At 70.8% G+C, this 23,729-nt stretch carries 21 protein-coding genes; 8 read left to right on the top strand and 13 right to left on the bottom strand.

Annotation, left to right across the window (positions count from 1 at the left end; translation table 11 throughout):
- Positions 1-4: 4 nt before the first annotated feature.
- The 7 genes from rhaI to EDF63_RS16120 all read right to left on the bottom strand — a co-directional run bounded on the left by rhaI (position 5) and on the right by EDF63_RS16120 (position 9,592).
- Positions 5-1,177 (bottom strand): L-rhamnose isomerase, encoded by a 1,173-nt coding sequence (rhaI, locus tag EDF63_RS16150; RefSeq protein WP_123314001.1) that lies wholly within the window; start codon positions 1,175-1,177, stop codon positions 5-7.
- Between the two features lie 367 nt (positions 1,178-1,544).
- The gene (locus EDF63_RS16145; protein WP_123314000.1) at positions 1,545-3,872 is read right to left on the bottom strand and encodes a family 78 glycoside hydrolase catalytic domain; all 2,328 of its coding nucleotides are present in this window, start codon (positions 3,870-3,872) and stop codon (positions 1,545-1,547) included.
- 120 nt (positions 3,873-3,992) lie between these two features.
- The gene (locus tag EDF63_RS16140; protein ID WP_123313999.1) at positions 3,993-4,871 is read right to left on the bottom strand and encodes a carbohydrate ABC transporter permease; all 879 of its coding nucleotides are present in this window, start codon (positions 4,869-4,871) and stop codon (positions 3,993-3,995) included.
- A complete protein-coding gene (locus EDF63_RS16135) occupies positions 4,868-5,803 on the bottom strand; it encodes a carbohydrate ABC transporter permease (RefSeq protein ID WP_260233136.1) in 936 nt (311 codons plus the stop codon). Before EDF63_RS16135 ends, EDF63_RS16140 begins: the two co-directional genes overlap by 4 nt.
- Before the next feature lie 4 nt (positions 5,804-5,807).
- Complete coding sequence (locus EDF63_RS16130) at positions 5,808-7,157, bottom strand: ABC transporter substrate-binding protein (RefSeq protein ID WP_123313998.1); 1,350 nt, start codon at positions 7,155-7,157, stop codon at positions 5,808-5,810.
- Between the two features lie 291 nt (positions 7,158-7,448).
- Positions 7,449-8,534, bottom strand: coding sequence for a LacI family DNA-binding transcriptional regulator (locus tag EDF63_RS16125; protein ID WP_123313997.1), 1,086 nt, complete (start codon positions 8,532-8,534; stop codon positions 7,449-7,451).
- Between the two features lie 47 nt (positions 8,535-8,581).
- Complete coding sequence (locus EDF63_RS16120) at positions 8,582-9,592, bottom strand: LacI family DNA-binding transcriptional regulator (RefSeq protein WP_123313996.1); 1,011 nt, start codon at positions 9,590-9,592, stop codon at positions 8,582-8,584.
- Between the two features lie 419 nt (positions 9,593-10,011).
- On the opposite strand from EDF63_RS16120, the gene EDF63_RS16115 reads away from it, so the two are divergent.
- The 5 genes from EDF63_RS16115 (at position 10,012) to EDF63_RS16095 (ending at position 14,391) form a co-directional block, all read left to right on the top strand.
- Complete coding sequence (locus tag EDF63_RS16115; RefSeq protein ID WP_221180578.1) at positions 10,012-11,367, top strand: MFS transporter; 1,356 nt, start codon at positions 10,012-10,014, stop codon at positions 11,365-11,367.
- Positions 11,364-11,705, top strand: a complete 342-nt coding sequence (locus tag EDF63_RS16110; protein ID WP_123313995.1) for an L-rhamnose mutarotase — start codon at positions 11,364-11,366, stop codon at positions 11,703-11,705. Before EDF63_RS16115 ends, EDF63_RS16110 begins: the two co-directional genes overlap by 4 nt.
- A gap of 21 nt (positions 11,706-11,726) precedes the next feature.
- Positions 11,727-12,158, top strand: a complete 432-nt coding sequence (locus tag EDF63_RS16105) for a DNA methylase (RefSeq protein WP_123313994.1) — start codon at positions 11,727-11,729, stop codon at positions 12,156-12,158.
- 69 nt (positions 12,159-12,227) lie between these two features.
- On the top strand, positions 12,228-13,142 hold the full coding sequence (locus EDF63_RS16100) for a metallophosphoesterase (protein WP_123313993.1): 915 nt from the start codon (positions 12,228-12,230) through the stop codon (positions 13,140-13,142).
- Positions 13,143-13,329: 187 nt separating this feature from the next.
- Positions 13,330-14,391, top strand: a complete 1,062-nt coding sequence (locus EDF63_RS16095) for an NADP-dependent oxidoreductase (RefSeq protein WP_123313992.1) — start codon at positions 13,330-13,332, stop codon at positions 14,389-14,391.
- Positions 14,392-14,415: 24 nt separating this feature from the next.
- On the opposite strand, the gene EDF63_RS16090 is transcribed toward EDF63_RS16095, so the two are convergent.
- Genes EDF63_RS16090 through EDF63_RS16080 form a run of 3 tightly spaced genes read right to left on the bottom strand, consistent with a single transcriptional unit; the run spans position 14,416 to position 17,373 of the window.
- A complete protein-coding gene (locus tag EDF63_RS16090; protein ID WP_123313991.1) occupies positions 14,416-15,309 on the bottom strand; it encodes an ABC transporter permease in 894 nt (297 codons plus the stop codon).
- Positions 15,296-16,258 carry an ABC transporter ATP-binding protein gene (locus EDF63_RS16085; protein WP_123314096.1) on the bottom strand — a complete coding sequence of 321 codons (963 nt, stop codon included), beginning with the start codon at positions 16,256-16,258 and terminating at the stop codon, positions 15,296-15,298. Before EDF63_RS16085 ends, EDF63_RS16090 begins: the two co-directional genes overlap by 14 nt.
- 38 nt (positions 16,259-16,296) lie before the next feature.
- Entirely contained in the window at positions 16,297-17,373 is a 1,077-nt protein-coding gene (locus EDF63_RS16080; protein WP_148061800.1) for a sigma-E factor regulatory protein RseB domain-containing protein, read from the bottom strand.
- Positions 17,374-17,575: 202 nt separating this feature from the next.
- Here EDF63_RS16080 and EDF63_RS18765 point away from each other — a divergent pair, with 202 nt between their 5' ends.
- Genes EDF63_RS18765 through EDF63_RS16070 form a run of 3 tightly spaced genes read left to right on the top strand, consistent with a single transcriptional unit; the run spans position 17,576 to position 20,079 of the window.
- Positions 17,576-17,734, top strand: coding sequence for a hypothetical protein (locus EDF63_RS18765; RefSeq protein WP_185021470.1), 159 nt, complete (start codon positions 17,576-17,578; stop codon positions 17,732-17,734).
- A gap of 39 nt (positions 17,735-17,773) precedes the next feature.
- Positions 17,774-18,562, top strand: a complete 789-nt coding sequence (locus EDF63_RS16075) for an Abi family protein (RefSeq protein WP_311316893.1) — start codon at positions 17,774-17,776, stop codon at positions 18,560-18,562.
- Between the two features lie 47 nt (positions 18,563-18,609).
- A complete protein-coding gene (locus EDF63_RS16070; RefSeq protein WP_123313988.1) occupies positions 18,610-20,079 on the top strand; it encodes an FGGY-family carbohydrate kinase in 1,470 nt (489 codons plus the stop codon).
- An 87-nt stretch (positions 20,080-20,166) separates the two neighbouring features.
- Here EDF63_RS16070 and EDF63_RS16065 read toward each other — a convergent pair whose 3' ends face one another.
- Genes EDF63_RS16065 through EDF63_RS16055 form a run of 3 tightly spaced genes read right to left on the bottom strand, consistent with a single transcriptional unit; the run spans position 20,167 to position 23,713 of the window.
- Complete coding sequence (locus tag EDF63_RS16065) at positions 20,167-20,649, bottom strand: ribose-5-phosphate isomerase (protein WP_123313987.1); 483 nt, start codon at positions 20,647-20,649, stop codon at positions 20,167-20,169.
- Positions 20,646-22,385: a dihydroxyacetone kinase family protein gene (locus EDF63_RS16060; RefSeq protein WP_123313986.1), complete on the bottom strand. Its 1,740-nt coding sequence runs from the start codon at positions 22,383-22,385 to the stop codon at positions 20,646-20,648. The genes EDF63_RS16065 and EDF63_RS16060 overlap by 4 nt, the downstream gene beginning before the upstream one ends.
- 11 nt (positions 22,386-22,396) lie before the next feature.
- Positions 22,397-23,713: an MFS transporter gene (locus EDF63_RS16055; RefSeq protein ID WP_221180577.1), complete on the bottom strand. Its 1,317-nt coding sequence runs from the start codon at positions 23,711-23,713 to the stop codon at positions 22,397-22,399.
- Positions 23,714-23,729: the final 16 nt, after the last annotated feature.

Below are 23,729 nucleotides of genomic sequence, written 5' to 3'. Positions count from 1 at the left end.
GTGTCTACGCGCCCCAGCCGGCCTGGACGCCGCCGACGCGGTCCTCGGCGATCGACTGCTGGTAACCCGACTCCAGGTACGCGCGCATCGGGTTCGCCGGCAGGCCGCGGGACTCGCGCCAGGCCGCGAGGTCTGCTCGGACGTCGGTCTGGTAGGCGTCCATGAAGACCTCGTTCGCGCCGAGGACGTCGTGCGCCTCCTGCGCGGCCGTCAGGGCGACGCGGTCGAGGAGCAGCGCCCGGGCGGTCATCTCCTGCACGTTGAGCACGGAGCGGATCTGACCGGGGATCTTGTCCTCGATGTTGTGGCACTGGTCGAGCATGAACGCGACGTCGGGGTTGTCGTAGCCGCCGCCACGGATGACCTCGACCAGGATGCGGAACAGCTGGAACGGGTCTGCCGCGCCGACGATCAGGTCGTCGTCGGCGTAGAAGCGCGAGTTGAAGTCGAAGCTGCCGAGCTTGCCGAGGCGCAGGAGCTGCATCACGATGAACTCGATGTTCGTGCCGGGAGCGTGGTGGCCGGTGTCGAGGCAGACCATCGCCTTGTCGCCGAGCGCCGACGTCTGCACGTAGCTCGTGCCCCAGTCCGGCACGTCGGTGTGGTAGAACGACGGCTCGAAGAACTTGTACTCGAGCACCAGCCGCTGGTCGGCACCGAGGCGGTCGTAGATCGTGCTGAGCGACTCGTGCAGGCGGTCCTGGCGTTCACGCATGTCGGCCTGGCCGGGGTAGTTCGAGCCCTCGGCGAGCCAGATCTTCAGGTCGCGGCTGCCCGTGGCGTCCATCACGTCGATGCAGCGCAGGTGGTGGTCGATCGCCTTCTGCCGGATGCTCGCGTCCGTGTGGGTGAGGGCGCCGAACTTGTAGTCGTCGTCCTGGAACGTGTTCGAGTTGATCGTCCCGAGCGCGACGCCGTGCTCTTCCGCGTGGCGCTTGAGGTCGCTGAAGTCGTCGACGAGGTCCCAGGGGATGTGCAGTGCCACGGTCGGGGCGAGGCCCGTGTACTCGTGCACCTTGGCGGCGTCGGCGATCTTCTCGTAGGGGTCGCGCGGGGTGCCGGGCGTGCTGAACACCTTGAAGCGGGTGCCGGAGTTGCCGAAGGCCCAGCTGGGCAGCTCGATCTGCTGTCGTGCGAGCTGGTCGGCGATGCCGGCGAAGGTCGGTGTCGATGTCATCGTGTCACTTCCTCGTGTGCGATTGAATCGTTTCATACAGTACGGCGCGCGGCGGGCTGCCGCAACCGTGTGGGGTGTGTTGCGTCGCGCGCCCCGTTGCGGTCATCGCGCCCCGGAGAGTCGGGGCGCGATGACCGCACGGGGGCGCGATGCGGGACGGGCGCGGGACGGGCGCAGGGCAGGCACGGGACGAGCGGGTTGCTCGCGGAGCGAGGGGGCGGACTGCGGTGGCGGGCTGCGCGCCCCGTTGCGGCCTTCGCGCCCCGAAGAGTCGGGGCGCGAAGACCGCCCGGGGGCGCGACGCCGTGCGGGCGCTGTCAGGTGTCCCGCGCACCCACCGTGACCGGCCCACCGTCCGCTCCCCGCGCTACGCGGCGGGGACGGCAGCAGGCGCGCGCAGCTCGTGCGTCCCGCCGCCGAGCCGCTGCTCCGCAGCACCCGGCAGGCGCACCACCGCGGTGACCCCCTCGGGCACCTCGGCCCGCACCAGGAGCTCACCGTCGACGAGCTCCCACCGCACCGCGATGTGCCCGTGCACCGAATCGAGCGAGGTCGACGCCCACGTCAGCCCACCGCCCGGCTGCGGCGCGATCAGCACGGAGGAGTACCCCGGCTCGAGCGCCGACAGGCCGCCCACCACCCGGTGCATCCAGTCCGCCACCGCTCCGAGCGCGTAGTGGTTGAACGAGGTCATCTCGCCCGGGTTGATGGTGCCGTCCGGCAGCATCGAGTCCCAGCGTTCCCACACCGTCGTCGCACCCATCGTCACCGGGTACAGCCACGACGGGCACTCCGTCTGCAGCAGCAGCCGGTACGCGTCGTCGAGGTGGCCGGTCTGCGTCAGCGCGTCGGTGATGAACGGCGTGCCCGCGAAGCCCGTCGAGATCCGGTACCCGGACTGCTCGGCCAGCTCCGCCAGGCGGTCGCCCGCCCGGCGCTCGTCGTCCTCGTCGAGGATGCCGAACACGATCGCGAGCGCGTAGACGGTGGTGCAGTCGCTCCGGATGCGGCCGTCGGTCACGTAGTGCTGCCGGAACGCGGCCTGGAGGCCCGTGGCGAGCTCCTCGGCTTCCCGCGCCTCCGCCTCGTGGCCCGTCAACCGCGCCGCCTGCGCCACCAGGGTCGCGCTGCGGTACGCGCACGCCGTCGCGACGACGCCCGGGTCGGCCTTCGCCTTGGCGGCGTCCTCCGGCGGGGCGTCCGGGTCGAGCCAGTCGCCGAACTGGAAGACGGTGTCCCACAGGCCCTCGGGTGACAGGTGGCCCTTGATCCGGCGGAGGTGTGCCGTCATCGAGTCGAGCTGCTCCTCGAGCACCGCGGTGTCGCCGTACGCCTGGTACAGGGTCCACGGCACCCACACGCCGGCGTCCGACCAGATGGCGGTGGCGTCCGGGGTGCCGAAGTCCTCGGCGGGGGAGTACTTCAGCACGTCCGGCACCACGAACGGGATGACACCGTCGGCGTGCTGCTGCTCGAGCCACACGTCACGCAGCCAGTCGCCCAGGAACGCGCGGGTGTCGAACAGGTACGACGCCGTCGGTGCGAACGCGGCGATGTCGCCCGTCCAACCGAGGCGCTCGTCGCGCTGCGGGCAGTCGGTCGGGACGCTCAGGAAGTTGCCCTGCATGCCCCGGACGACGTTGTCGTGGAACGTGTTGAGCAGTTCGTGGCTGGACGCGAACGTGCCCGTCCGGGTCAGGTCGGAGCCGATCTGCACCGCGGTGACGGCCGCGCGGAGTTCGTCGAGCGTGCCGGTCCACCCGTCGACCTGGGCGTACCGGAAGCCGTGGAATGTGAAGCGGGGCTCGAACACGTCCGGGGCGCCGGAACCGTCCGCGCCGCTGCCGCTCAGGGTGAAGTGGTCCGTGGCCTTCGCGGTGCGCAGCGGCCGGGTGCCGAGTTCGTCGTGTTCGAGCACCTCGGCGTGCTTGAGGGTCAGCACCGTGCCGGCGGGACCGGAAGCGACGACACGGAGCCAGCCGACCAGGTTGACCCCGAAGTCGATCAGCGTGGCGCCGGACGGGCTCGTCCAGACGTCGACGGGGGCGATCTCGGCGAGCGGCCGGACCGGCGGCACGGTGTCGGCGACGAGTTCGCGCTCGCCGATGTCGACGGTGCGCACGGCGCTCGTGCGTCCCTCGTGGCCGTCGATGCTCGGTGTCGTGACCTCGCCGGGCGTCAGGAAGGAGCCGTCGCGGAGCCGGGCGTCGATGTCCTCGCCGTCGTACAGCTGGTCGGCGGTGATCGCGCTGGACAGGGCCTGCCAGTCGCTGTCGGTGGCGACGAGCTGTTCGTGGCCGTCGGCGAAGGTGATGCGGAGTTCGGCGAACCCGGCGGGCTCGTCGGCGTACCAGCCGCCGCCACCACCCCAGGCGAGCCGACCGGCGGCCCACCCCTTGCCGAGCACGAGCGCGAGCACGGCGGCGCTGCCGGCGGCCGTGTCGGTCAGGTGGGCCGTGACGTCGTGCGAGACGACGCGGATGCGCCACTCGTAGCTCGTCCACCCCGGTTCGAGCAGGTGGTCGGAGACGCGTTCGCCACCGAGCCACGCCTCGACGACGCCGAGGGCGCTGACGTCGAGGGTCGCCCCGGTGACGGCGCCGTGGCCGTCGTCGAGCGTGAACTCCCGGCGCAGGATCGGTGCGCTCCCGAGGTCGGCGTCGCTCGTGATGAACGGAGCTGTCCAGGCGGTCATGTGGTGTGTCCTTTCGCGCGACCGGTCGTCGTCGACCGGTGCGGGGTCGTGGGCCCGGCCGTCTGCCGGGGTGGGTCGACCCGGCGGAGGCGGGTCGCGCCTCCTGGCCGGGGTGGGCGGTCAGCCCTTGACGGCGCCGCTGGTCATGCCGGCGACGATCTGGCGGTTGAAGAAGACGTAGAGGATGAGCGGCGGGATCGTGATGAGCAGGACGTCGGTGAACAGCAGGTTGAGCTGGCTGACCGACTGGCTCTGGAACGCGTAGAGCGTCTGCTGCACCGTGGCGTTCTCGGACCCCGGCAGGAAGTACAGCGGGTTCGTGAAGTCGTTGAACACCGTGACGGACTGCACGAGCACGACCGTGATGATCACCGGCTTGAGCAGCGGCAGCACGACACCGAAGAACAGCCGGACCGGGCCGGCACCGTCGAGGACGGCTGCCTCGTCGAGCTCCTTCGGGATCGTCGCGACGAACGCCCGGAACAGCAGGATGCAGAACGACAGGCCGAAGGTCGCCTCGATGAGGATCATCCCGCCCATGGTCTTGAACAGGTTCAGCCCCTGCAGCACCCAGATCGTCGGCACGATCGCCGGCGGCACGATGAGGCCCGCCAGGACGAAGAAGTTGATCACGCCGTTCCACTTGCTCGGACGACGCTGCAGCACGTAGCCGACCATCGCGGAGAACACGACCATCACGGCCACGCTGCCGACGGTCAGGACCGCGCTGTTCAGGAACGCGCGGACGATCACGCCGTCGCCGGAGCCGAACACGGCCTGCAGGTTCTGCCAGAGCTGCCACTCGGTCGGCAGGCTGAAGCCGAGCTGGTTCGCCTCGGCCGGGTTCTTCGCGGCCTGCAGCAGGACGAAGACGAACGGCACCAGGAAGACCACGAAGCTCACGACGATGGCGATCGTGCCGATGATCCACCGGCGGGTCCGGCCCGGGTGGCGGTGCTTCGTCGGGGTGCTGACGCGGGGGCTGGTGAGCGTGGTCACAGTTCCGCCTCCTTGCGGTTCAGGAGCCACGAGATCGGGACCATGATCGCGGTCACGACCACGAACAGGACCACGTTGCCGGCGGTCGACAGGCCGTAGAAACCGGCCTGGTACTGCTTGTAGATGACGCTCGCGATGACGTCACTGGTGAACCCTGGTCCACCGCCGGTCATCGCCCAGATCAGGTCGAAGGACCGCAGCCCGCCGATCAGCGACAGGATGATGACGGTGCCCATCGCGGGACGCGACAGCGGCAGGGTGATGTTCCGGAAGATCGACCACGCGCTCGCGCCGTCGACCCGTGCGGCCTCGAAGTACTCCTGCGGGATCGCCACGATGCCGGCGATGAAGATGAGCGTCGCGATGCCGACGCCCTTCCAGACGTCCACCGCGGCGACGCTCCACAGGGCGAGGGCCGGGTCGGTCAGCCACCCCGGAGTGGGGAGGCCGACCGAACCGAGCACGCCGTTGATGATCCCGTGGAACGGGTCCATCAGCGCCTTGAACGTGATGCCGATGCCGATCGTCGACACGAGCACCGGGAAGAACACGACCGCCCGCAGGTAGCCGCGCCCCAGCACGGGCGACGTGAGGAGCAGGGCGAGGGCGAGTCCGATGACCACCTTCGCCGCGCTCGTCACGAAGCCGTACTGGAACGTGTGCACGAACCCGGAGACGAGCTGCGGGTCCTGGAAGAAGCGGACGAAGTTGTCGAACCCGATGAAGGTCTGGTCGAACAGCGTCCAGCGGGTGAGGGAGAAGTAGAACCCGGCGAAGGTGGGGACCGCGAAGAACACGACGTACAGCGCGATCGCGGGGATGAAGAACCACGCGGGGTAGAACGAGCGCATCCGCTTGCGCGCGGGTCCGGCCCCGCCGGAGCCCGCTCGGGTCTTCGCCGGCTCGAGTGCCGTCGTGAGGGTCGCGGTCACCGTGTCACCAGCCCTTGATGCCGAGCTGCTGTGCCTGCTGGACGACGTCGTCGTCGTACTGGTCAGCACCCTTGGCGGCGTTCGTGATGCCGGAGCCGACCTGCACGCAGATCTTCTCGAGGTTCGGGCCCTTGATCGGCGACAGGAACTCGAGCGCCGGGCTCGCCTTGCCGTCGTCGAGGTACTTCTGCAGGTCGTCGATCATCGGGGGCACGTCGTCCGGCAGTGAGCAGGTCGAGATGACGTACGGGCCGCCGGGGGTGCCGGTGTCGTTCTGCACCTTGCAGCCGTCGGCCGAGTTCGCGAAGGCGATGAACTTCTTCGCGGCGGCGAGCTTGTCACCCTCGCTCGTCTTCGGGATGTACAGGCCGTTCGGCTCCCAGATGGTCAGGTTCGTGTCGTCGGCGTCCTCGGCCGGCAGCGCGAACGCTCCGATGTCCTTGACCGCGTCGGGGCTGTCCTGCTGCAGGGCCGAGATCGCGTTCGTCAGCATCGGGTACTGCGCCCCGGTGCCGTCGGCGAGCATCTTCAGACCGTTCGCCTGCGTGGCCGAGGCGTAGTCCTCGTTGTAGAGGTCCTTGTCCTTGCCCTCGGCCAGGTGGTCGAAGCCGGCGAGAGCGGGCTCGTCGGCGTAGGACTCCTTGTTGGCGGTGTAGTTGTCCGCCCAGTCCTCGTCCTGTGCCGTGATGTTCGCGAAGTCGCCGAGCACGAACAGCTGGCTGGTCCAGGTGTCGCCGTACGTCTGGATGATCGGGGCGACCTTGCCGGCGTCCTTGATCTTCTCGCTGTTGCTGATGAACTCGTCCCAGGTCGTGGGGACGCTGAGTCCGAGGTCGGCGTAGACCTTCTTGTTGTACATGACGCCGCCGCCGAAGCTCGTGCCGAACGGCGCACCGTAGAGGCCCTTGTCGGTGCTGACGACCTTGGTGAACTGCTCGTCGACGTCCTTCGTCCAGCTCTCGTCGGACAGGTCCACCAGGGTGTTGTCCGGGTTGAGGGCCTGCATGAGCGAACCGGAGTTGTAGTTGAAGACGTCGGCCATCTCGCCGGTCGACAGCTGGGTCTTCACCAGGTTGTCGCCGTCGGTGCCCTGCGGGCGGGTGTCGAACTTGACGGTGATGTCGGGGTTGGCCTTCTCGAACGCCTCGATGAGCGGCTTCGCGGTGGCGGCCGTCGCGGGCGAGTTGTCGGCCTGGTAGGTGATCTGGACCTTGCCGCCGCCTTCGTCGGCGGAGCCGCCGGACGAACACGCCGCGAGCCCGCCGATCAGGACCGTCGCGCCGCCGATGGCGACAAGCCGTTTGACGACCGCGCGCTTGGTGAGCGTCCTCGTGGTCAGGGAACGAGCTGACATTCCTTACCTCCTCGTAAGGCCCGGGGCGGGGTACCCCGGGTGAAACGGACCCGGATCCCGCGTCGTCGTGGGCTCCGGTTGCTGCTGTTTAGAACGTTTCAATCAGGATGGAACCACGTCGATTGAAGCGTGTCAATCGCTGCGCCGATTTCGTTACGGGAACGCGCACGCCGCGCACCGCAACCCACCCCATCCGCGAAAGCGACACCGTGCCGCGAACTGTTCTCGTGGATCTGTCGCGTTGCCGGGCCAGACGGTGTCCCGAGCCGCGGGACTGTCGCTTTCGGGCGCTCAGGCCTCGGTGCGGCGCGGGTCGCTCGGTGGCGCCGTGCGTGCGGCTGCTGCACCGGCGCGGCCGAGCGTGCTCTCGCGGGGGACGAGCTCACTGCCGAGCACGACCGCGCGGTGGACGTGCATCGGATCGGTGAGCTCCTCGAGCAGGAGCTCGACGGCGGCCGCGCCCATCTCCGCACCGTGCATCGTGACCGAGGTCAGCGGCACGGCGCCGCCCCACGCCACCGAGTTGTGGTCGCACCCCGACACCGGGATGTCCTCCGGCACGCGGATGCCGGCAGCTCGGAGCTCCGAGACGACCGCCATCGCGAGCAGGTCCGTGACGCCCAGGACGCCGTCCGGCCGTTCGTCCGCAGGCATCGCGGCGATCCGGGACCCGGCGTGCGTGCCGCCGGGCGGGTCGATGTCACCGGCGTCGATGTCGACGAGTTCCACCCCCTGGTGGCCCGCGATCGCCCGGAGCACGCCGGCGCGGCGGAGTGCGACCGGCTGCAGCTCGGCGCGGGCGCTCACGAAGCCGACGCGTCGGCACCCGCGGGTGATCAGGTGCTCGGCGGCGAGGAACCCCGCCTGTTCGTTGTCGACGACGACGGAGCAGGCATCGACCGTCGTCGGCGCGAAGTTGACGTAGACGACCGGACGACCGTGCCGGCGGGTGAGTTCGACCTGGTCGCGCGACTCGGTCATCGAGGCGAGCAGGATACCGGACACCCGAGCGCTCTCGAGGTACGCGAGGTGTTCGCCCTGCGCCTGCAGGTCGTCCTCGCTGCTCGCGATCAGGAGCGTGAACCCCCGCTTCCGGGCCGCGAGCTGTGCCCCGTTCACCATGTCGCTGAACAGCGAGTTCCGGAGCGACATCACGACGAGTCCGATCGAACGGCTGCTGCCGGATGCGAGCACCCGGGCGTTGCGGTTCGGCGTGTACCCGAGTTCGGCGATCGCGTCGTGCACGCGTGCGGCGGTGGAGTCGGCCACCCGCTCGGGGTGGTTCAGGACGTTCGAGACCGTCGCGAGCGAGACGCCCGCGCGAGCGGCGACGTGGTGCACGCTCGGCGGGCCGTCACGCCGGGGGACATGCACCATGCTCCGATCGTAGGCCGCAGCGGCGGTCGCTCCGCGCTGGGGCTCGGCTACGCGTCGGCGACGGAGGACTGCCGGACCACGAGCTCCGGCGTGAACTCGACGTGCTCGAGGTCGATGTCCTGCCCGAGCTCGACCTGCTTCGTCAGCAGCTCGATCGCCTGACGCCCGAGGTCCTGTGCCGGCTGGCGCACCGAGGTCAGCGGGACGACGGCTGCTTCGGCGAAGGCGATGTCGTCGTAGCCCACGATCGCGATCTCCTCCGGCACCGCGATCGTGCCCCGCATGATGAACGCCTGTTCGAGGCCCACCGCCAGCAGGTCGTTCGCCGCGAAGACCGCGTCCGGCCGTTCGGCGCGCGGCCGTGCCTGGAGTGCTTCGCCGACACGACGCCCTTCGAGCACGGACAGCGACGCGGTCGGCAGGACTTCGAGCTCGATGCCCGCTGCCCGAGCCGCCGACAGTGCCCCGGCGTGCCGGTCGGCCACCTGGCGGATGCTGGACGGGCCGCCGACGAACGCGATGCGCGTCCGCCCGGTGGCAGCGAGGTGCTCGACCGCGATGCGGCCGCCCGCGACGTCGTCGACGGAGACCGAGGCGAAGTGCTCGTCGTCGGCGCGGCGGTCGACGAGCACCACCGCGGTGCCCTGGTCGCGCAGACGGGCGAGTCGGGACAGGTCGTCACCGGCGGGGGAGATGAGCAGACCCGCGACCCGGCGTTCCTCGAACAGGTCGACGTAGGTGCGTTCGCGGTCGGTGGACTCGTCGGAGTTGCCGATGAGGACCGCCAGCCCCTTGTCCATCGCAGCGTCTTCGGCGCCGCGGGCGACGTCGGTGAAGAACGGGTTGCCGCCGTCGAGCACGATCAGGCCGACGGTGGAGCTGCGGCCGGCCCGGAGTTGCCGTGCGGAGTCGTTGCGGACGAACCCGAGCGTGGCGATGGCCGACTGCACCCGGTCCACCGTGGTCGGGGCCACCTTGTCGGGGCGGTTCAGGACGTTCGACACCGTCCCCAGGGACACGCCGGCGAGCGCTGCCACCTCTCGCACACTGACCGCCATGTGGCCATCCTGGCATCGGGGCGGTCCGCGCGGTCGGCCCGCGCCGTGATCTGTGGAAAACGGCGGACGGGAGGCGCGGTGCGGGCTGGACCCGGGCCTCCCGTCCGGTGGGTGGGCAGGTCCACCGCACGGTGCTGGATCGTGGGTGCGGCCGCGCCCCGTGCGTGCTCCGCTCCGGCGTGCACCGTGCGTGCTGCGCCGCCACGTGCGAGGTTGGCCGATCGGTGCGCGCTTGCAGCGCCGCACGGAGCGGGCAACCTCGCACCGACTGAGCGACCGCGCACCGTGCGGACGCGGGCGCGCCGCGCGCGCACGCGCAAAGCGCGCACGGTGCGGACTTGCCAACGCCCGCCGGGGCGCACTATCGTCTCGCTGTCCCGTTGAAACGATTCACCGACGAACACGCGAACGGAGGACCAATGGCGGTCCGCATCGGAGCCCGGAGCACCACGGGCTGGAAGGCGACCGTCTCGGTCGCCATGTCGAACTACATCGAGTCGGGGTCGATCATCGCGATCGCCACGAGCCTCAGCCTGTGGCAGGCGCAGTTCCACGTCGGCGACCTGGAGGTCGGCCTCCTGGCGAGCCTGTCCGCCAACGCGTTCGGCGCCGCCGCCGGCGCCATCATCGGCGGGCCCCTGTGCGACCGCTACGGCCGGAAGTTCATCTACACCTACGACCTGCTGCTCTACATGCTCGGCATCCTGCTCGCGGTCTTCGCCGGCAGCTACGGCATGCTGCTGGTCGGCTTCATCCTGACCGGGATCGCGGTCGGCGCCGGCGTCCCCGCGAGCTGGACCTACATCGCCGAGCAGGCACCAGCGGACAAGCGGGCCGCCCACGTCGGCACCGCGCAGCTCGCCTGGTCGATCGGCCCGATGGTCGGGTTCGCGCTGGCCATCGCCGCCGCACCACTCGGACTGCTCGGCAGCCGGCTCATCTTCGCGCACCTGTTCGTCGTCGCCGCCGTCGTCTGGTGGCTCCGACGCGGGCTGCCGGAGTCGGCGATCTGGAAGGACGAACGCGCCGCGACCGGCACGGCGAACTTCTTCCACGGGATCACCCAGCTGTTCAGTCGGCGCCGGAACCTGACCGCGATGCTGTTCCTGTTCGGCGTCTACGCGCTCTGGAACACCGTCGCCGGGCAGGCCGGCATCTTCCAGCCGCGGGTGTACTCGGCCACCGGGGTCACGAGCGTCACCGAGCAGTACAGCCTGCAGATCCTGGTGTGGGGGTGCACCGTGGCCGCGACGTACTTCGGCTTCATGCGCTACGGCGACCGGGTCAGTCGACGGCTGCTGTTCGCCCTCGGCGCGGTGCTCGCGATCGTCGCCTGGGCCGTCCTGATCTACGCACCGGCGAACCTCGGGACGCTGCTGTTCTTCGCGATCACGTGGGGTGTGTCGTCGGGTATCGGTGCGCAGGCGTTCTACGGCCTCTGGACGAGCGAGCTCTTCGCGACCCGGTACCGGGCCAGTGCGCAGGGGGTGCTCTTCCTCGCCGCGCGGGTCATGGTGGGACTGCTGAGCATCTGGTTCCCGCTGCTCCTGTCGGACATCGGGCTCCGCGCACTCGGCGGGCTCATCCTCGGGCTGCTCGCCATGTCGTTCCTGGTCGGCACGATCTGGGCGCCGCGCACGCAGGGCAGGACGCTCGAGGCCATCGAGGCCGAGCGGTACGGCACCGTGACCACCGTCACCGGCACCGTGCGCACCGCGGACGAACGAGCCGTCCGGGAGGCCGAGCAGCGTCGGCGCGCCGAGGCCGACCGGTGACGCGGGTCTGCTTCCGACTCCAGGTGCAGGCCGAGCACCTGGACGCCTACCGCGAGCGGCACGCCGCGGTCTGGCCGGCGATGCTCCGGGCGATCGAGGCGGCCGGACGGCGGAACTACTCCCTGTTCCTCGACGACGACGGCCTGCTGATCGGCTACTACGAGACCGACTCGGTGACCGATGCCGACGCGTCGCTCGCGGCGTCCGAGGTCGCAGCCGCGTGGGAGGCGCACATGCGGGACCTGTTCGACGGTGCCACGGGTCGGGCGGACCAGACCGCGCGGGTGCTGCCCGAGGTGTTCAACCTGGAGGACCAGCTTGCGGCCGCCGCGGAGTGAGGAGCGGGTAGCGTCCGGTCCATGGCCGACGTGACCCACGCCGCGGACCTCGGGATCGACCTGTCCGACGGCAAGCCCCAACAGCTCTACCGGTGGTTCCTCGCGAGCATGCTCTTCGGCCGGCCCATCCGGCAGGAGCAGGCGGCGGCGACCTACCGCGTCCTCATCGACCACGGGTTCACCAGCCCGGGGAAGTTCGCGGGCGCCGGACGCGAGCAGCTGCGGAGGGTTCTGGACGAGGGCGGCTACGCGCGGTTCGACTACCAGATGACCGATGCCCTGCACGAGACGATGCACACGCTCGACGCCGACGAGGGCTCCGTGTCGCACCTGGTGAAGACCGCGGCGTCGCGGAAGGACCTGCGCGACCGGCTCGGTTCGCTCAAGGGGGTCGGCCCGAAGACCATCGAGATCTTCCTGCGGGACATCCCGGACGCGGTGCTGCCGGACTGACCGCAGGTGCTCACGGAGCGCCGACGAACCGCCCAGCCCGTCCATCGCCCCCGTGGCTAGCGTGGAGCCATGCAGCCGCCCGCAGCCGGAACCCTCCGCGTCCTCCACCTCTCCGACACCCACCTGACCGGCGACGGTGCCCTGCACCAGGGCTCCGTCGACACCACCGCGGCCCTCGAGAGCGTGCTCGCCCGCGTCGACGGGGTGCCCGGCATCGGCCTCGTCGTCGTCTCGGGCGACGTGTCCGAGGACGGCAGCCCCGAGTCCTACGCCGCCGTCCTCGAACGGGTCGGCGGATGGGCGGAGCGGCACGGAGCCGCCCTCGTCGCGGTCCCGGGCAACCACGATCTGCGCGAGGGCTTCCGCCAGGTCCTGTCCAACGGCCACGTCCTCGGTGAGGGCGGCCGCCCGGTGATGCACACGATGGAGTACCACCCGCCGACCGTGCCGGTGTGGGGGCAGTCCCTCGTCGCGGGCCGCCGGATCGTCACCGTCGACACGAGCGTGCCGGGTGCGGGCTACGGCGAGGTCAGCGAAGCGAGCCTGGAACGGCTCCGCACCGCGCTCGCCGGCGACCACGCCCCGCACGGCACGATCGTCGTCCTGCACCACCCGCCCCTGCCGGCCCCGACCGAGCTGCACGAGGCGCTGCGCCTGCAGAACCCCGAAGCGCTCGCCGACGTGGTCCGGGGCTCCGACGTGCGCGTCGTCCTGGGCGGGCACTACCACCACCACTTCGCCGGTTCGCTGGCCGGCGTCCCGGTCCTGGTCGCCCCCGGGGTCGCGAACGACACGGACGTCACCGGCGCGTACGACGAGGAATCGGCGTACGTCGACAGCGGCGCCCTCGTCGTCGACGTCGCCGAGGACGGCTCCGTCTGGTCGACGCCGCTGCGCGTCCCGCGCCCCGACGCCGACCCGCTCGCCTTCCACCTCGACGCAGAGACCGTCGCATCCGTCATCGCGGCCGCCGGCAAGCACTGAGCGCACCCTGCGCTGCGCGCGCGACGCGCACTGGACGTGCGCGGCTGACGGACGGGAGGCCCGTGGCGACGCCGCCACGGGCCTCCCGTCCGCTCGTCGGAACCGTCCACTGCTGGTACCCCGCCTGCTCGGGCTGCACGCGGGGAAACCGAGTAGGCCGGACGCACACGCCAGCGAAGGAGCACCCATGCGGAACGGCAAGGCAGTCCAGTACGACCGGTACGGCGACTTCAGCGTCGTCGAGCTCGTCCCCCAGGACAAGCCGACGGCCGGCCCCGGCGAGATCGTCGTCGAGATCGTCGCCGCCGGGCTGAACCACATCGAGCGGTTCCTGCGCGAGGGGAAGCTCCGGGACCACATCGAGCTCGAGTTCCCGGCACGGCAGGGCGTCGACTTCGCCGGCATCGTCCGGGCGCGTGGCGACGGCGTGAAGGACCTGCGGGTCGGCGACGAGGTCATGGGGCACGCGCCGCAGGGTGGATCGCACGCGAACTGGATCGCGGTGCCGCGTGGAGCGGTCATCAAGAAGCCGGAGTACGTCGGGTGGGAGGTCGCCGGTGGTCTGTACCTCGCCGGGTGCACGGCGGTGTCGGTGGTGCGATCGCTGCGCCTCGGCCCGGAGGACACCGTCGTCATCACCGCGGCAGCGGGCGGTGTCGGGCACATCGAGAGTCAGCTGGCGCACGACGCCGGTGCGACCGTGATCACCCTCGGTAGCGCGCGCAACCACGACTACCTGCGGCAGATCGGGACGCTGCCGGTCGTGTACGGGGAGGGTGAGGAAGAGCGCATCCGAGCGATCGCGGACGGCCGACCGATCACCGCCTTCATCGACAACCACGGGGAGAGCAACGCCGAGCTCCTGGCGGATCGCCTCGGCGTCGGGGCGAAGCGTTTCGTGTCGTCGGACGACCGCCGCGACATCGAGCTCCGGTTCCTGCGCGCCCCGGCAGAGGACGAGGAGACCCGGGAGCTCCTGACCCTGTTGGCGAAGGCCCTGCAGGAACGCCGCTTCCAGGTGCTCATCTCGGGCTTCTACCCGTTCGAGTACATCGTCGAGGCGTACGAGGACCTCGCCGAGATGAAGTCGCGCGGCAAGGTCGTCATCGGCATGCAGACCGTCGAGACCGGAGCGCGGCTCGACTGGTACCGCTCCGAGAAGGCCCGCGACCTGCGAGACCGCTACGCGGATGCGCGCGGCTCCGAGACGGAGACGATGGCGGGCGGATCGGCGACACCTGCGAGCTGACGCGGTCGGGCCCGGCGGTCGGGCTCAGCTCAGGATGTCCTTCGAGGCGAACCGGCTGTACGCCAGCGCACCGAACACGACGACGTAGCCGAGCTGCAGCACCGCGTTCGACCCGAACGAGTCGAACGAGATCGGGTCGCGCAGCAGGTCACCGAACCCCAGCCACTGGTGCGAGAACAGGTACGGGTGCAGCCAGTCGAGCTGGGGCAGCTGGTCGAGGACCTGCGAGGCCCCGGCCAGCACGACCGTCGCGGCCATCGCGCCGACCGGCACGTTCGTCAGCGTCGAGGCGAACATGCCGATCGCCACCAGCCCGACCATCGACATCGCCACGTACAGGGCGAGCAGGAGCGCCCGTCCGGCGTAGGACGCTCCGCCGACCTGGGTGCCGGACAGCAGCGTGACCGGGCCGATCGGGAACAGCACGGCACCGATCGCGGCACCGACGAGCACCACCAGCAGCGTGGCCGCCAGGCAGAACGCCACCGCCCCGGCGAACTTCACGAGGATGAACCGCACCCGGCCGGTCGGCGCGACGAGCAGGTAGCGGATGGTGCCGTGGCTGGCTTCCCCCGCGACGGTGTCGCCCGCGACCACGCCGACGGTGAGCGGCAGGAAGAGCGGGATCGACACGGTCAGCGCGGTGAACGCCACGAACAGGCCGTTGTTGGTGATGTCGCCGAGGAACGCCGGGCCACCGTCGTCACCGTCGGTCGTCAGCTTCACGGCGACCGCGATGAGGATCGGCACCAGGGCGAGCGCACCGAGCATCGCCCAGGTGCGGCGACGTCGGAACACCAGTGCGAGCTCGGAGCCGAGCAGGGCGAAGGGGCGCTGCCGGCGCTGAGTCGGCGCGGCGGTGTCCGCCGACGGACGTGCGGTCTCGGGCAGCGAGCCTGCAGTGTCAGGCAGCGACATCGAAGCCCTCTCCGGTGAGTGCGACGAACAGGTCCTCGAGCGTGCCGCCGCCGACCGTCAGCCCACGGACCCGGACGTCGGCGCGGACGAGCTCGGTGGTGATGGTCTCCGGCAGGAGCTCGTGCGGCAGGTCCGCCACCAGGACGTCGGCGCCGCCGTCGTGCCGGGGCGCGAGCCCGAGCCGCGTCAGTACGCTGCCCGCCTGCCCGACGTCGGGTGTGCGGACGGTCACGGTGCGGGCTCCGGCGGATCGCAGTTCGTCGAGCTCGCCCTGCGCGACGAGCTTGCCGGTGCGCATCACCGCTGCGTGGGTGCAGACCTGTTCGATCTCGGCGAGGAGGTGGCTCGACACGAACACGGTGGTGCCGTCGTCCGCCAGCGAACGGATGAGGTTGCGGACCTCGCGGGTGCCCTGCGGGTCGAGGCCGTTGGTCGGCTCGTCGAGCACCAGCAGGTCCCGCGGGGAGAGCAGGGCGTTCGCCAGGCCCAGCCGCTGCTTCATGCCGAGCGAGTACGCGTGCGCCTTCTTGTCGGCGGCGTGGGTCAGGCCGACACGGTCGAGGGCATGCGCGACGCGGTCCTTCCGAGTGCGCGGGTCCGACGTGGGGTCCGCCGCGTCGAATCGCTGCAGGTTCGCCCGTCCGGACAGGTACGGGTAGAAGGCCGGCCCCTCGACCAGAGCGCCGACACGCGGCAGCACCTGGTGCAGCGCCTTCGGCATCGACTGGCCGAGCACCTCGATCGTGCCACCCGTCGCGCTCGACAGTCCGAGGAGCATCCGGATCGTGGTCGTCTTGCCGGAGCCGTTCGGTCCGAGGAACCCGAACACCGCGCCGCGCGGCACCGACAGGTCGATCCCGTCGACGGCGCGCTGCTTGCGGAAGACCTTCTGGAGGCCCGTGGTGCGGATGGCGAGGTCGGTGTCCGGGGTCGGGCGGGTCGCGTCCACGGCGGCGGGGACCGTCGTGCGCGCGGGTTCCGGTGCGCTCACTTCGCGGCGGCGACCAGCGACGACACCGGCACGGCGCCGGCGAGGACCCGGCCGTCGTCGGTCAGGTACACCGACACGAGCGAGGTCTGGACGGCACGGCCGCCGTCGACCGCCTTCGTGAGCTGGCCGAGCAGACCCGAGGCCTCGTCGCCGAGGGACGACTGGTCCACGGTGCCGGCGGGGAGCTCGGCGATCGTGCCCCAGCCCTCGCCGGTGAACGTCGGCTCGTCGCCGTCGTGCGCACCGCGAGCGTGGTCGCCCTTCGCGTGGGCGTCGTGCTCGGCGTCGGACAGGTCCTTCTCGGTGACCTTCGCGTTCGACGGCGGCGTGAAGTCGAAGAGCCGCGCGGCCGGGGCGCCGTAGTCGAGGCTGGTGAACCCGACCTGCACCGCGGGGTCGTCCTGCCCGGCGGCCTGGATCGTCGCACGGAGCGGGAGCCCGGTCTGCTGGTCGACCGCCAGTCGGACGGTGCCGACCAGGGTGTCGGAGGACTTCGGCGTCAGGGTGATCTGCCAGGCGTCGTGACCTGCGACGCTGACCTCGGTCGGCTTCGAGACCGTGGTGGTCGGGGTGATGGCGTCGACGGCCCGCTCCGCGATGTCGGTCGGCGTGGTGGTGCCGTCCTGCGGGGCCTTCGCCGAGTCGGAGGGGAGCGTCACGTGCGTGGCGGTGCGCTCCTTCGAGTCCCATGTCCAGACCTCGGACCCGTTGCGGACCAGGTCCTGCTCGGCGAGCTGCTGCGTCAGCTGGACGCGCTGCTTGCTGGCACCGTCGACGTAGACACGGGCGGTGTGCGACGAGGTGAGCAGGCCGAGCACGTCCGAGGCGTCGCCCTCTAGCGAGGATCCGCCGGAGCCGGTCGGCAGCTCGGGGAGTCCGAGGTCGCTCGACTGCGTGAGCTTGCCGGAGTACTGCGCGTCCGACGACTTCGCGATGCTGGCGATGACGTCCGCTGCGGTCGGGTTCGTCCCCGCGATCGGGTCGTTCGCGGCGTTCGCGATCATCGGAGCGGCGACGGCGCCGGCGACGACCACCGGCGCGATGACTGCTGGCAGCCAGGCTGACTTCTTCATCGGGTTCCCCTCGTGGTGCATCGGAGTCGTGAGTACGGTACGTCCGGCCCCCGACAGGCAGCTGGGCGTCTCGGCCGGGGAGAACAGGTTGTCCACACTCGTTCATCGGACCCCACCGCGTCGTCAGCCTCGGGTATGATCGATGCATCACGATCAGCCCGTCGCCGTCTGGCCCGGGCTGATTTTCTTTTCACCTGGGGGTGTGGTGGTCGAGTACTCGAAGCCCTGGCTCACGCTGGATCAGCAGGTCGAGCGGCTGCGCGGCCGCGGGCTCGTCGTGGAGTCGCACCCGGCGGCTGTCGACCTGCTCGACCGGGTCGGTTACTACCGCCTGACGGGCTACCTCTACCCGCTCCGGTAGCCGGACGTCGTCGGTGATGGACACGAGGTCCCGCAGCACATCACGCTGCGTGAGACGTACCGAACCGGAGCGTCGATCGAGCACGCCCGTTCCCTGATGGACCACGACCGCGCGCTGCGGCTCCTCGTGCTCGACGGAGTCGAGCGGATCGAGGTCGCAGTCCGCACCAAGATCGCCCATGTGCTCGGCCGGAACGGACCGTTCGCGCATCGGGATCCGGCCTCGTTCACCCCGTCGTTCCTCCAGGTGGGCGAAGCAGGAACGAGCGGGCACGAACGTTGGATCGAGCGGGTTCGAGCCCGGCAGGACCGATCGGACGAGGTCTTCGTCGCGCACTTCCGGACCAAGTACGACGGACAGCTGCCGGTCTGGGCGCTGACCGAGATCCTGGAGTTCGGACAGGTCGCCCGACTGTACGGCGGTCTCTCGAACGTGCTGGGGACGGAGATCGCGATGGCGCTCGGTGCGCCGTCGAAGCGTGTCCTCGGCAGCTGGCTCGCCTCGGTCAACTACGTCCGCAACGTCGCGGCGCATCACGCCAGGCTGTTCAACCGCAAGCTCGTGGTTGCTCCGAAACGCCCCGCGAACGTTCCCGAGTTCGATCACCTCCGCCGAACCGAACACGCGAAGGTGGTGTTCGGGGTCTACGGAGTGTTGGTGGTCATGGCCTTCCTGCTGCGCCGCATCGATGCTGACTGCGCGTGGCGCCAGCGTGCCACCGCCCTGCTCCACGATTTTCCCGACGTACCGGGTATGAGCACTGCGGATCTCGGTGCGCCGGTGGGCTGGGCCCTGGAGTCGATCTGGCGGCCCGCGGAAGGTTCGTAGACTCGGGACACGACCGACGGCGGTCGTGTGGCGGCGAAGGAGGCGGCATGCGGGCGGTGCTCGGTCTGGACATCGGGACGTCGAGCACGAAGGCGCTGCTGGCCCGGTTCGACGGCACCGTGATCGCCGAGGTGGGTCGCAAGCACGACGTCGACCGCCCTGCCCAGGGGCTGGTCGAGATGGACGCGGCCGTGTGGTGGGACGAGTTCACGACGCTGACGCACGAGCTCCTCGCGCTCGTCCCCGATGCCGACGTGCAGGCGGTCGGGGTGAGCGGCATCGGCCCGTGCGTGCTGCTCACCGACGCGGTCGGCGAGCCGTTGCGCCCGGCGGTCCTGTACGGCGTCGACACCCGGACCGCCGACCTGCTGGACGAGCTGACCGCGGAACTCGGCGGCGAGGACGCGGTCCGTGCGCGCTGCGGCTCCGGGCTGAGCACGCAGGCCGCCGGGGCGAAGCTCGCGTGGGTCGCCCGGCACGAGCCCGAGGTGTGGGCGCGTGCCGTCCGCTTCACGATGCCGGCGTCGCGCGTGGTGGAGCTGCTCACCGGGGAGTACGTCCTCGACCACCACTCGGCCAGCCAGACCACGCCGCTCTACGACGTGCACGAGAACGTGTGGATCCCCGAGTGGTGCGAGCGGCTCGCGCCCGGCCTGCCCATGCCGCGGCTGCTGTGGTCCGGTGATCAGGCGGGCGTGGTGACGCGCGAGGCGGCCGCGGCCACGGGCCTCCCGGTCGGCATCCCCGTGACGGCCGGCACCATCGACGCGTGGGCGGAGGGCGTGAGCGTCGGCGAGTCCGTGCCGGGCCGGATGTTCCTGCAGTACGGCACCACGATGTTCATGATCGTGCCGACCCCCGAGCCGACGCCGGTCCCGGGGATGTGGACGACGGTCGGGACGCACCCGGGGCAGCCGAGCGTGTCGGGAGGGATGGCGACCTCCGGGGCGATCACCGACTGGCTGCGACGGCTGGTCGACGGCGAGTGGGCGACCATGCTCGAGGAGGCACGGTGTGCCGGGATCGGCGCGAACGGGCTGTTGATGCTGCCGTACTTCGCGGGGGAGCGGACGCCCATCGCCGATCCGGACGCGCGCGGGGTGATCGCGGGACTGACCGTGCGGCACACGCGTGGCGACGTCTACCGGGCGACGCTCGAGGCGACGGCCTACGCGGTCCGGCACAACATCGAGGTGCTGCGTGCCGCCGGGGTCGAGGTCCGCGAGCTCGTCGGGGCCGGCGGCGGGCTGCTCGGACGGCTCTGGCCGACGATCGTGAGCGACGTGACCGGTCTGCGGCAGACGGTGCCGTCGGTGACCGTGGGAGCGTCGTACGGGTCGGCGTTCCTGGCGGCAGCGCTCGTGGCCGACGTCGACATCCGGCAGTGGAACCCGCCGGCGACGGTCATCGAGCCGGACCCCGTCGCGACGGCTGCGTACGAGCCCGGGTACCACGACTACCGCGAGCTGTACGAGGCGACGAAGGCCGTCGTGCACCGCTTGGCCGCGCGCAGCTGACCGTTCAACACCGCGCAACGGACACAGCACCGCGCAGCTGCACGGTGCTGTGTCCGGAACCTGGTTCCGCGGGACTGTGCGCCGCGCCTACGCCGAAGCGTCGACGCCGGCGGGCGCGCTGCCGTCGTACTCGCAGATCGCCTGGACCTTCGATGCGCTGGCACTCGAAGCGTCGAACGTGTAGCCGAGCCACTCCTTCGCCAGACGGCGGGCGAGCTCGACGCCGACGACGCGCTGGCCCATGCAGAGGACCTGGGCGTCGTTCGACAGGACCGAGCGCTCCACGCTGTACGAGTCGTGCGCGGTGACGGCACGGATGCCCGGCACCTTGTTGGCGCTGATCGCCACACCGAGGCCGGTGCCGCAGATCAGGATCGCGCGGTCGGCCTCGCCGTTCGCGACCAGGCGTGCGGCGTCGACGGCGACGTGCGGGTACGCGGTGTGGCCGTCCGCGTCGACGCCGACGTCGGTGACGTCCGACACCCGGTCGTCGGCGAGCAGGTCGGCCTTGATGATCTCCTTGTAGTCGAACCCGGCGTCGTCGGACCCGATCACGAGACGGTACGTCATGCGTGTGTTCCTTCCTTGTCAGCACGGGCGGCGAGGACCTCGCCGATCCGCGTGAGGATCATCCCCATCGAGGTGGCACCCGCGTCGGGTGTCCCCAGGCTCTTCCCCGCCAGCGGTCGGGCACGCCCGACCTTCGGTGAGAGGTCTGCGGTCGCAGCGGCTTCCGTCACCGCGACCTGGGCGGCAGCCTGCCACGCCACGGTGAGTGGACGGCCAGCGTCGACGCCGCTGCGCAGGCCGTCCACGAACGGCAGCAGTGCGTCGAGCAGCGTCTTGTCCCCGCGGGACGCCCCACCCAGGTGCACGATCGAGTCGGCGAAGGCCTGCGCGGCCTCGACGACGTCGGACGCCTCGTACGCGGAGCGGTCGTCGCGCAGCGACCGACCGAAGGCCTCGAGTGCCGCACCCCACAGGACTCCCGAGGTGCCGCCCGCGAACTCGGCCCACGCGTCACCGGCGCGTCCGAGGACGAAGGCGACCCCCGCCTCCTGGCCGACCCGGCCGACGGCCTTGCGGGCCGCACCGATCCCCTTCACCATGCCGCGTCCGTGGTCGCCGTCGCCGGCGACCGCGTCGATGCGTCCGAGTTCTTCCTCGTGCTCCCGCAGGAGCGCGTCGATCGCGTCGATCGCGTCGCGCGCCGTCTGCGCGGCCTGCCGGGAGGCACTGCTCGCGTCCGGCACGACCGTCGCCTCGTCCTCGGCGTCGTCCACTGCGGCGGCCGGCAGCAACGCCGCGATCGGCGCCGCCGCCTTGCGGTACGCGGGCGTGTAGGTGTCCGCGCGCCACAGGGGTTCGAGCTCGTCGTCGAGCCACTGCAGGGTCAGCGAGCAGCCACCCATGTCGAGGCTCGTGACGAGTTCTCCGACCTCGGGTTCGACGACCTCGAGGCCGGCCTCCTGCAGCAGCGGGAGCACGCGGCCCCAGAGCAGGAAGAGCTCCTCGTACTTCGTGTCGCCGAGGCCGTTGAGGATCGGGGCGACCCGGGTCCGCGCGCCGGCCGGTCGGTCGGCGAGGAGTCGTGACACGAGCAGGTCGGCGAGTTCGGTCGCACGCAGGAGTGGGACGTCCTCGATGCCGGGCTCCCCGTGGATGCCGAGCCCGAGGCCGAGGTGGCCGTCGGGCACGGTGAAGAGCGGCTCGGTCGCACCGGGCATGGTGCACCCGGAGAACGCGACGCCGATGGTGCGGGTCGCCGCGTTCGAGGCGGTGCCGAGCCGTTCGACCTCGTCGAGGTCGGCACCCGCTGCGGCGGCCGCGCCCATCGCCTTGAAGACCGAGAAGTCCCCGGCGATGCCGCGGCGCTTCGACTCCTCGTCGGCGCTCGCGATGTCGTCGGTGACGACGACGATGCGGGTGTCGATGCCCTCGGCACGCAGGCGCTCGGCGGCGAGTCCGAAGTTCATGGTGTCGCCGGCGTAGTTGCCGAAGGACAGCACGACGCCCTTCCCCTGGTCCGCTGCCTTGGCGACCGAGTAGACCTGCGCGGTCGACGGCGAGGTGAAGACGTTGCCGACGACGGCGCCGGTGGCGAACCCCGGGCCGACGATCCCGCAGAACGCCGGGTAGTGGCCGGAGCCGCCGCCGACGACCACCGCGACCTGGGGTTCCGCACCCTCGGTGGGCAGGGTGACGACGCCGCCGTGGACGCCGCGGACGCGGTCGGCGTAGAGCGCGAGCCAGCCGGCGAGCTGGTCCTCGGCGAACTCGTCGGGGGCGTCGTGGATCGTGGTCATGCTGGAGTCCTTCAGTGGGAGGTACGGGCGCCCTGGGGCACCTTGAGGAAGTGGATCATCACGAACGCGCACGCGTACAGGCCGACGAAGGTCCAGGTCGCGGCCTCACCGCCACCGCCGAGCGCGAACACCGCCGCGACCACGCCGGTGCCGAGGAACGCCGCGCCACCGGCCGCCGTCGTGTACATCGCCATCGCGGCGCCCTTGTGCTCGGGGGCGAGCGCCGGCATGATCGCGCCCATCGGCACGAAGCCGGCGAGCAGGCAGCCGAACACGCAGCCGGCGACGACGGAGAGCACGTAGCCCCAGTCGGACCCGGCGGGGACGAGCTGCGGGACGTACCACCAGGCGATGAGGCCGAGGGCGGACCCGACGATGCCGAACCACTTGACGGTGCGCTGCCAGCCGATCTTGTCGCCGACCCAGCCGAACAGGGCGTTCACGAGGATGTTCGTGGCGTAGACGCAGACCGTCATGAGCAGCCAGCGGCTCTGGCCCCACCCGCGCTCGTTCGCGATGACGGCGGGCAGGACGACGAACATGCCGAACTCGGGCGCGGTGTTGATCAGGCGGACCAGGAAGCCCATCAGGATCTTCGGCCGGGTGACGGTCAGGCGGATGCCGCTCGTCAGCACTTGCCAGGCGCTCTCGCCGGCCGGGGCGATGCGGGAGAACCCGTTCGGCAGGCGCACGCCGAACAGCATGATGAGGAAGCCGATCACGACGAGGCCGATCGAGGCGACCATCGCGCCCGTCTCGCCGATCGTGCCGCCGCCGAACACCGGGATGGCACCGATCGCGAAGAGCGAGCCGAGCGTCGGCAGGCCGCCCGTGAACGCGACGTAGAACCAGCCGACGGCCGAACCGTTCCGCTCGACCGGGGTGGTGATGTTCACCCAGACCAGGAACGCGAAGGCGAAGAGCGGGTAGCCGAAGCCCCGGACGGCGTAGGCGACGGCGGCGAACGGCACGCTGCCGATGTTCAGCGCGAGGAGGAACAGCACCTCGAAGACCACCCAGACGGCGAACCCGAGGATCATCACGCGCCGCGGCCCGATCAGGTCGGAGAGGGCGCCGGAGACGTAGCTGCCGATCAGCGCGGCGAGGCTGTAGAAGGTGACGATCGTCGCGACGGTGGCCTCGGGGCTGCCGAGGACCGCGACCATGTGCGGGGTGATGAAGTTCGACTCGACGCCGTTCCCGGTCATGAAGACCAGGACGGCGACGAACCCGAGGGCGAGCGGACGGGGGATGCCCATCCGGTCGAGGCGGCCCTCTACGCGAGGGGTCGTGGGCGCACCGGTGGCGCGCTGTGTCGTCGTTGACATGCTTGCTGACTCCTGG

This window comes from Curtobacterium sp. JUb34, from assembly GCF_003755065.1.
Classification (GTDB): domain Bacteria; phylum Actinomycetota; class Actinomycetes; order Actinomycetales; family Microbacteriaceae; genus Curtobacterium.
The sequence above is the reverse complement of the archived record's forward strand: the minus strand, read 5'-3'. Positions and strand labels throughout refer to the sequence as shown.

What these genes read in the sequence shown, in the direction of transcription:
- rhaI (WP_123314001.1), bottom strand. Translation starts at nt 1,177, where the DNA reads ATGACATCGACACCGACCTTCGCCGGCATCGCCGACCAGCTCGCACGA.
- EDF63_RS16145 (WP_123314000.1), bottom strand. Translation starts at nt 3,872, where the DNA reads ATGACCGCCTGGACAGCTCCGTTCATCACGAGCGACGCCGACCTCGGG.
- EDF63_RS16130 (WP_123313998.1), bottom strand. Translation starts at nt 7,157, where the DNA reads ATGTCAGCTCGTTCCCTGACCACGAGGACGCTCACCAAGCGCGCGGTC.
- EDF63_RS16125 (WP_123313997.1), bottom strand. Translation starts at nt 8,534, where the DNA reads ATGGTGCATGTCCCCCGGCGTGACGGCCCGCCGAGCGTGCACCACGTC.
- EDF63_RS16120 (WP_123313996.1), bottom strand. Translation starts at nt 9,592, where the DNA reads ATGGCGGTCAGTGTGCGAGAGGTGGCAGCGCTCGCCGGCGTGTCCCTG.
- EDF63_RS16115 (WP_221180578.1), top strand. Translation starts at nt 10,012, where the DNA reads ATGGCGGTCCGCATCGGAGCCCGGAGCACCACGGGCTGGAAGGCGACC.
- EDF63_RS16105 (WP_123313994.1), top strand. Translation starts at nt 11,727, where the DNA reads ATGGCCGACGTGACCCACGCCGCGGACCTCGGGATCGACCTGTCCGAC.
- EDF63_RS16100 (WP_123313993.1), top strand. Translation starts at nt 12,228, where the DNA reads ATGCAGCCGCCCGCAGCCGGAACCCTCCGCGTCCTCCACCTCTCCGAC.
- EDF63_RS16095 (WP_123313992.1), top strand. Translation starts at nt 13,330, where the DNA reads ATGCGGAACGGCAAGGCAGTCCAGTACGACCGGTACGGCGACTTCAGC.
- EDF63_RS16090 (WP_123313991.1), bottom strand. Translation starts at nt 15,309, where the DNA reads ATGTCGCTGCCTGACACTGCAGGCTCGCTGCCCGAGACCGCACGTCCG.
- EDF63_RS16080 (WP_148061800.1), bottom strand. Translation starts at nt 17,373, where the DNA reads ATGAAGAAGTCAGCCTGGCTGCCAGCAGTCATCGCGCCGGTGGTCGTC.
- EDF63_RS16070 (WP_123313988.1), top strand. Translation starts at nt 18,610, where the DNA reads ATGCGGGCGGTGCTCGGTCTGGACATCGGGACGTCGAGCACGAAGGCG.
- EDF63_RS16065 (WP_123313987.1), bottom strand. Translation starts at nt 20,649, where the DNA reads ATGACGTACCGTCTCGTGATCGGGTCCGACGACGCCGGGTTCGACTAC.
- EDF63_RS16060 (WP_123313986.1), bottom strand. Translation starts at nt 22,385, where the DNA reads ATGACCACGATCCACGACGCCCCCGACGAGTTCGCCGAGGACCAGCTC.
- EDF63_RS16055 (WP_221180577.1), bottom strand. Translation starts at nt 23,713, where the DNA reads ATGTCAACGACGACACAGCGCGCCACCGGTGCGCCCACGACCCCTCGC.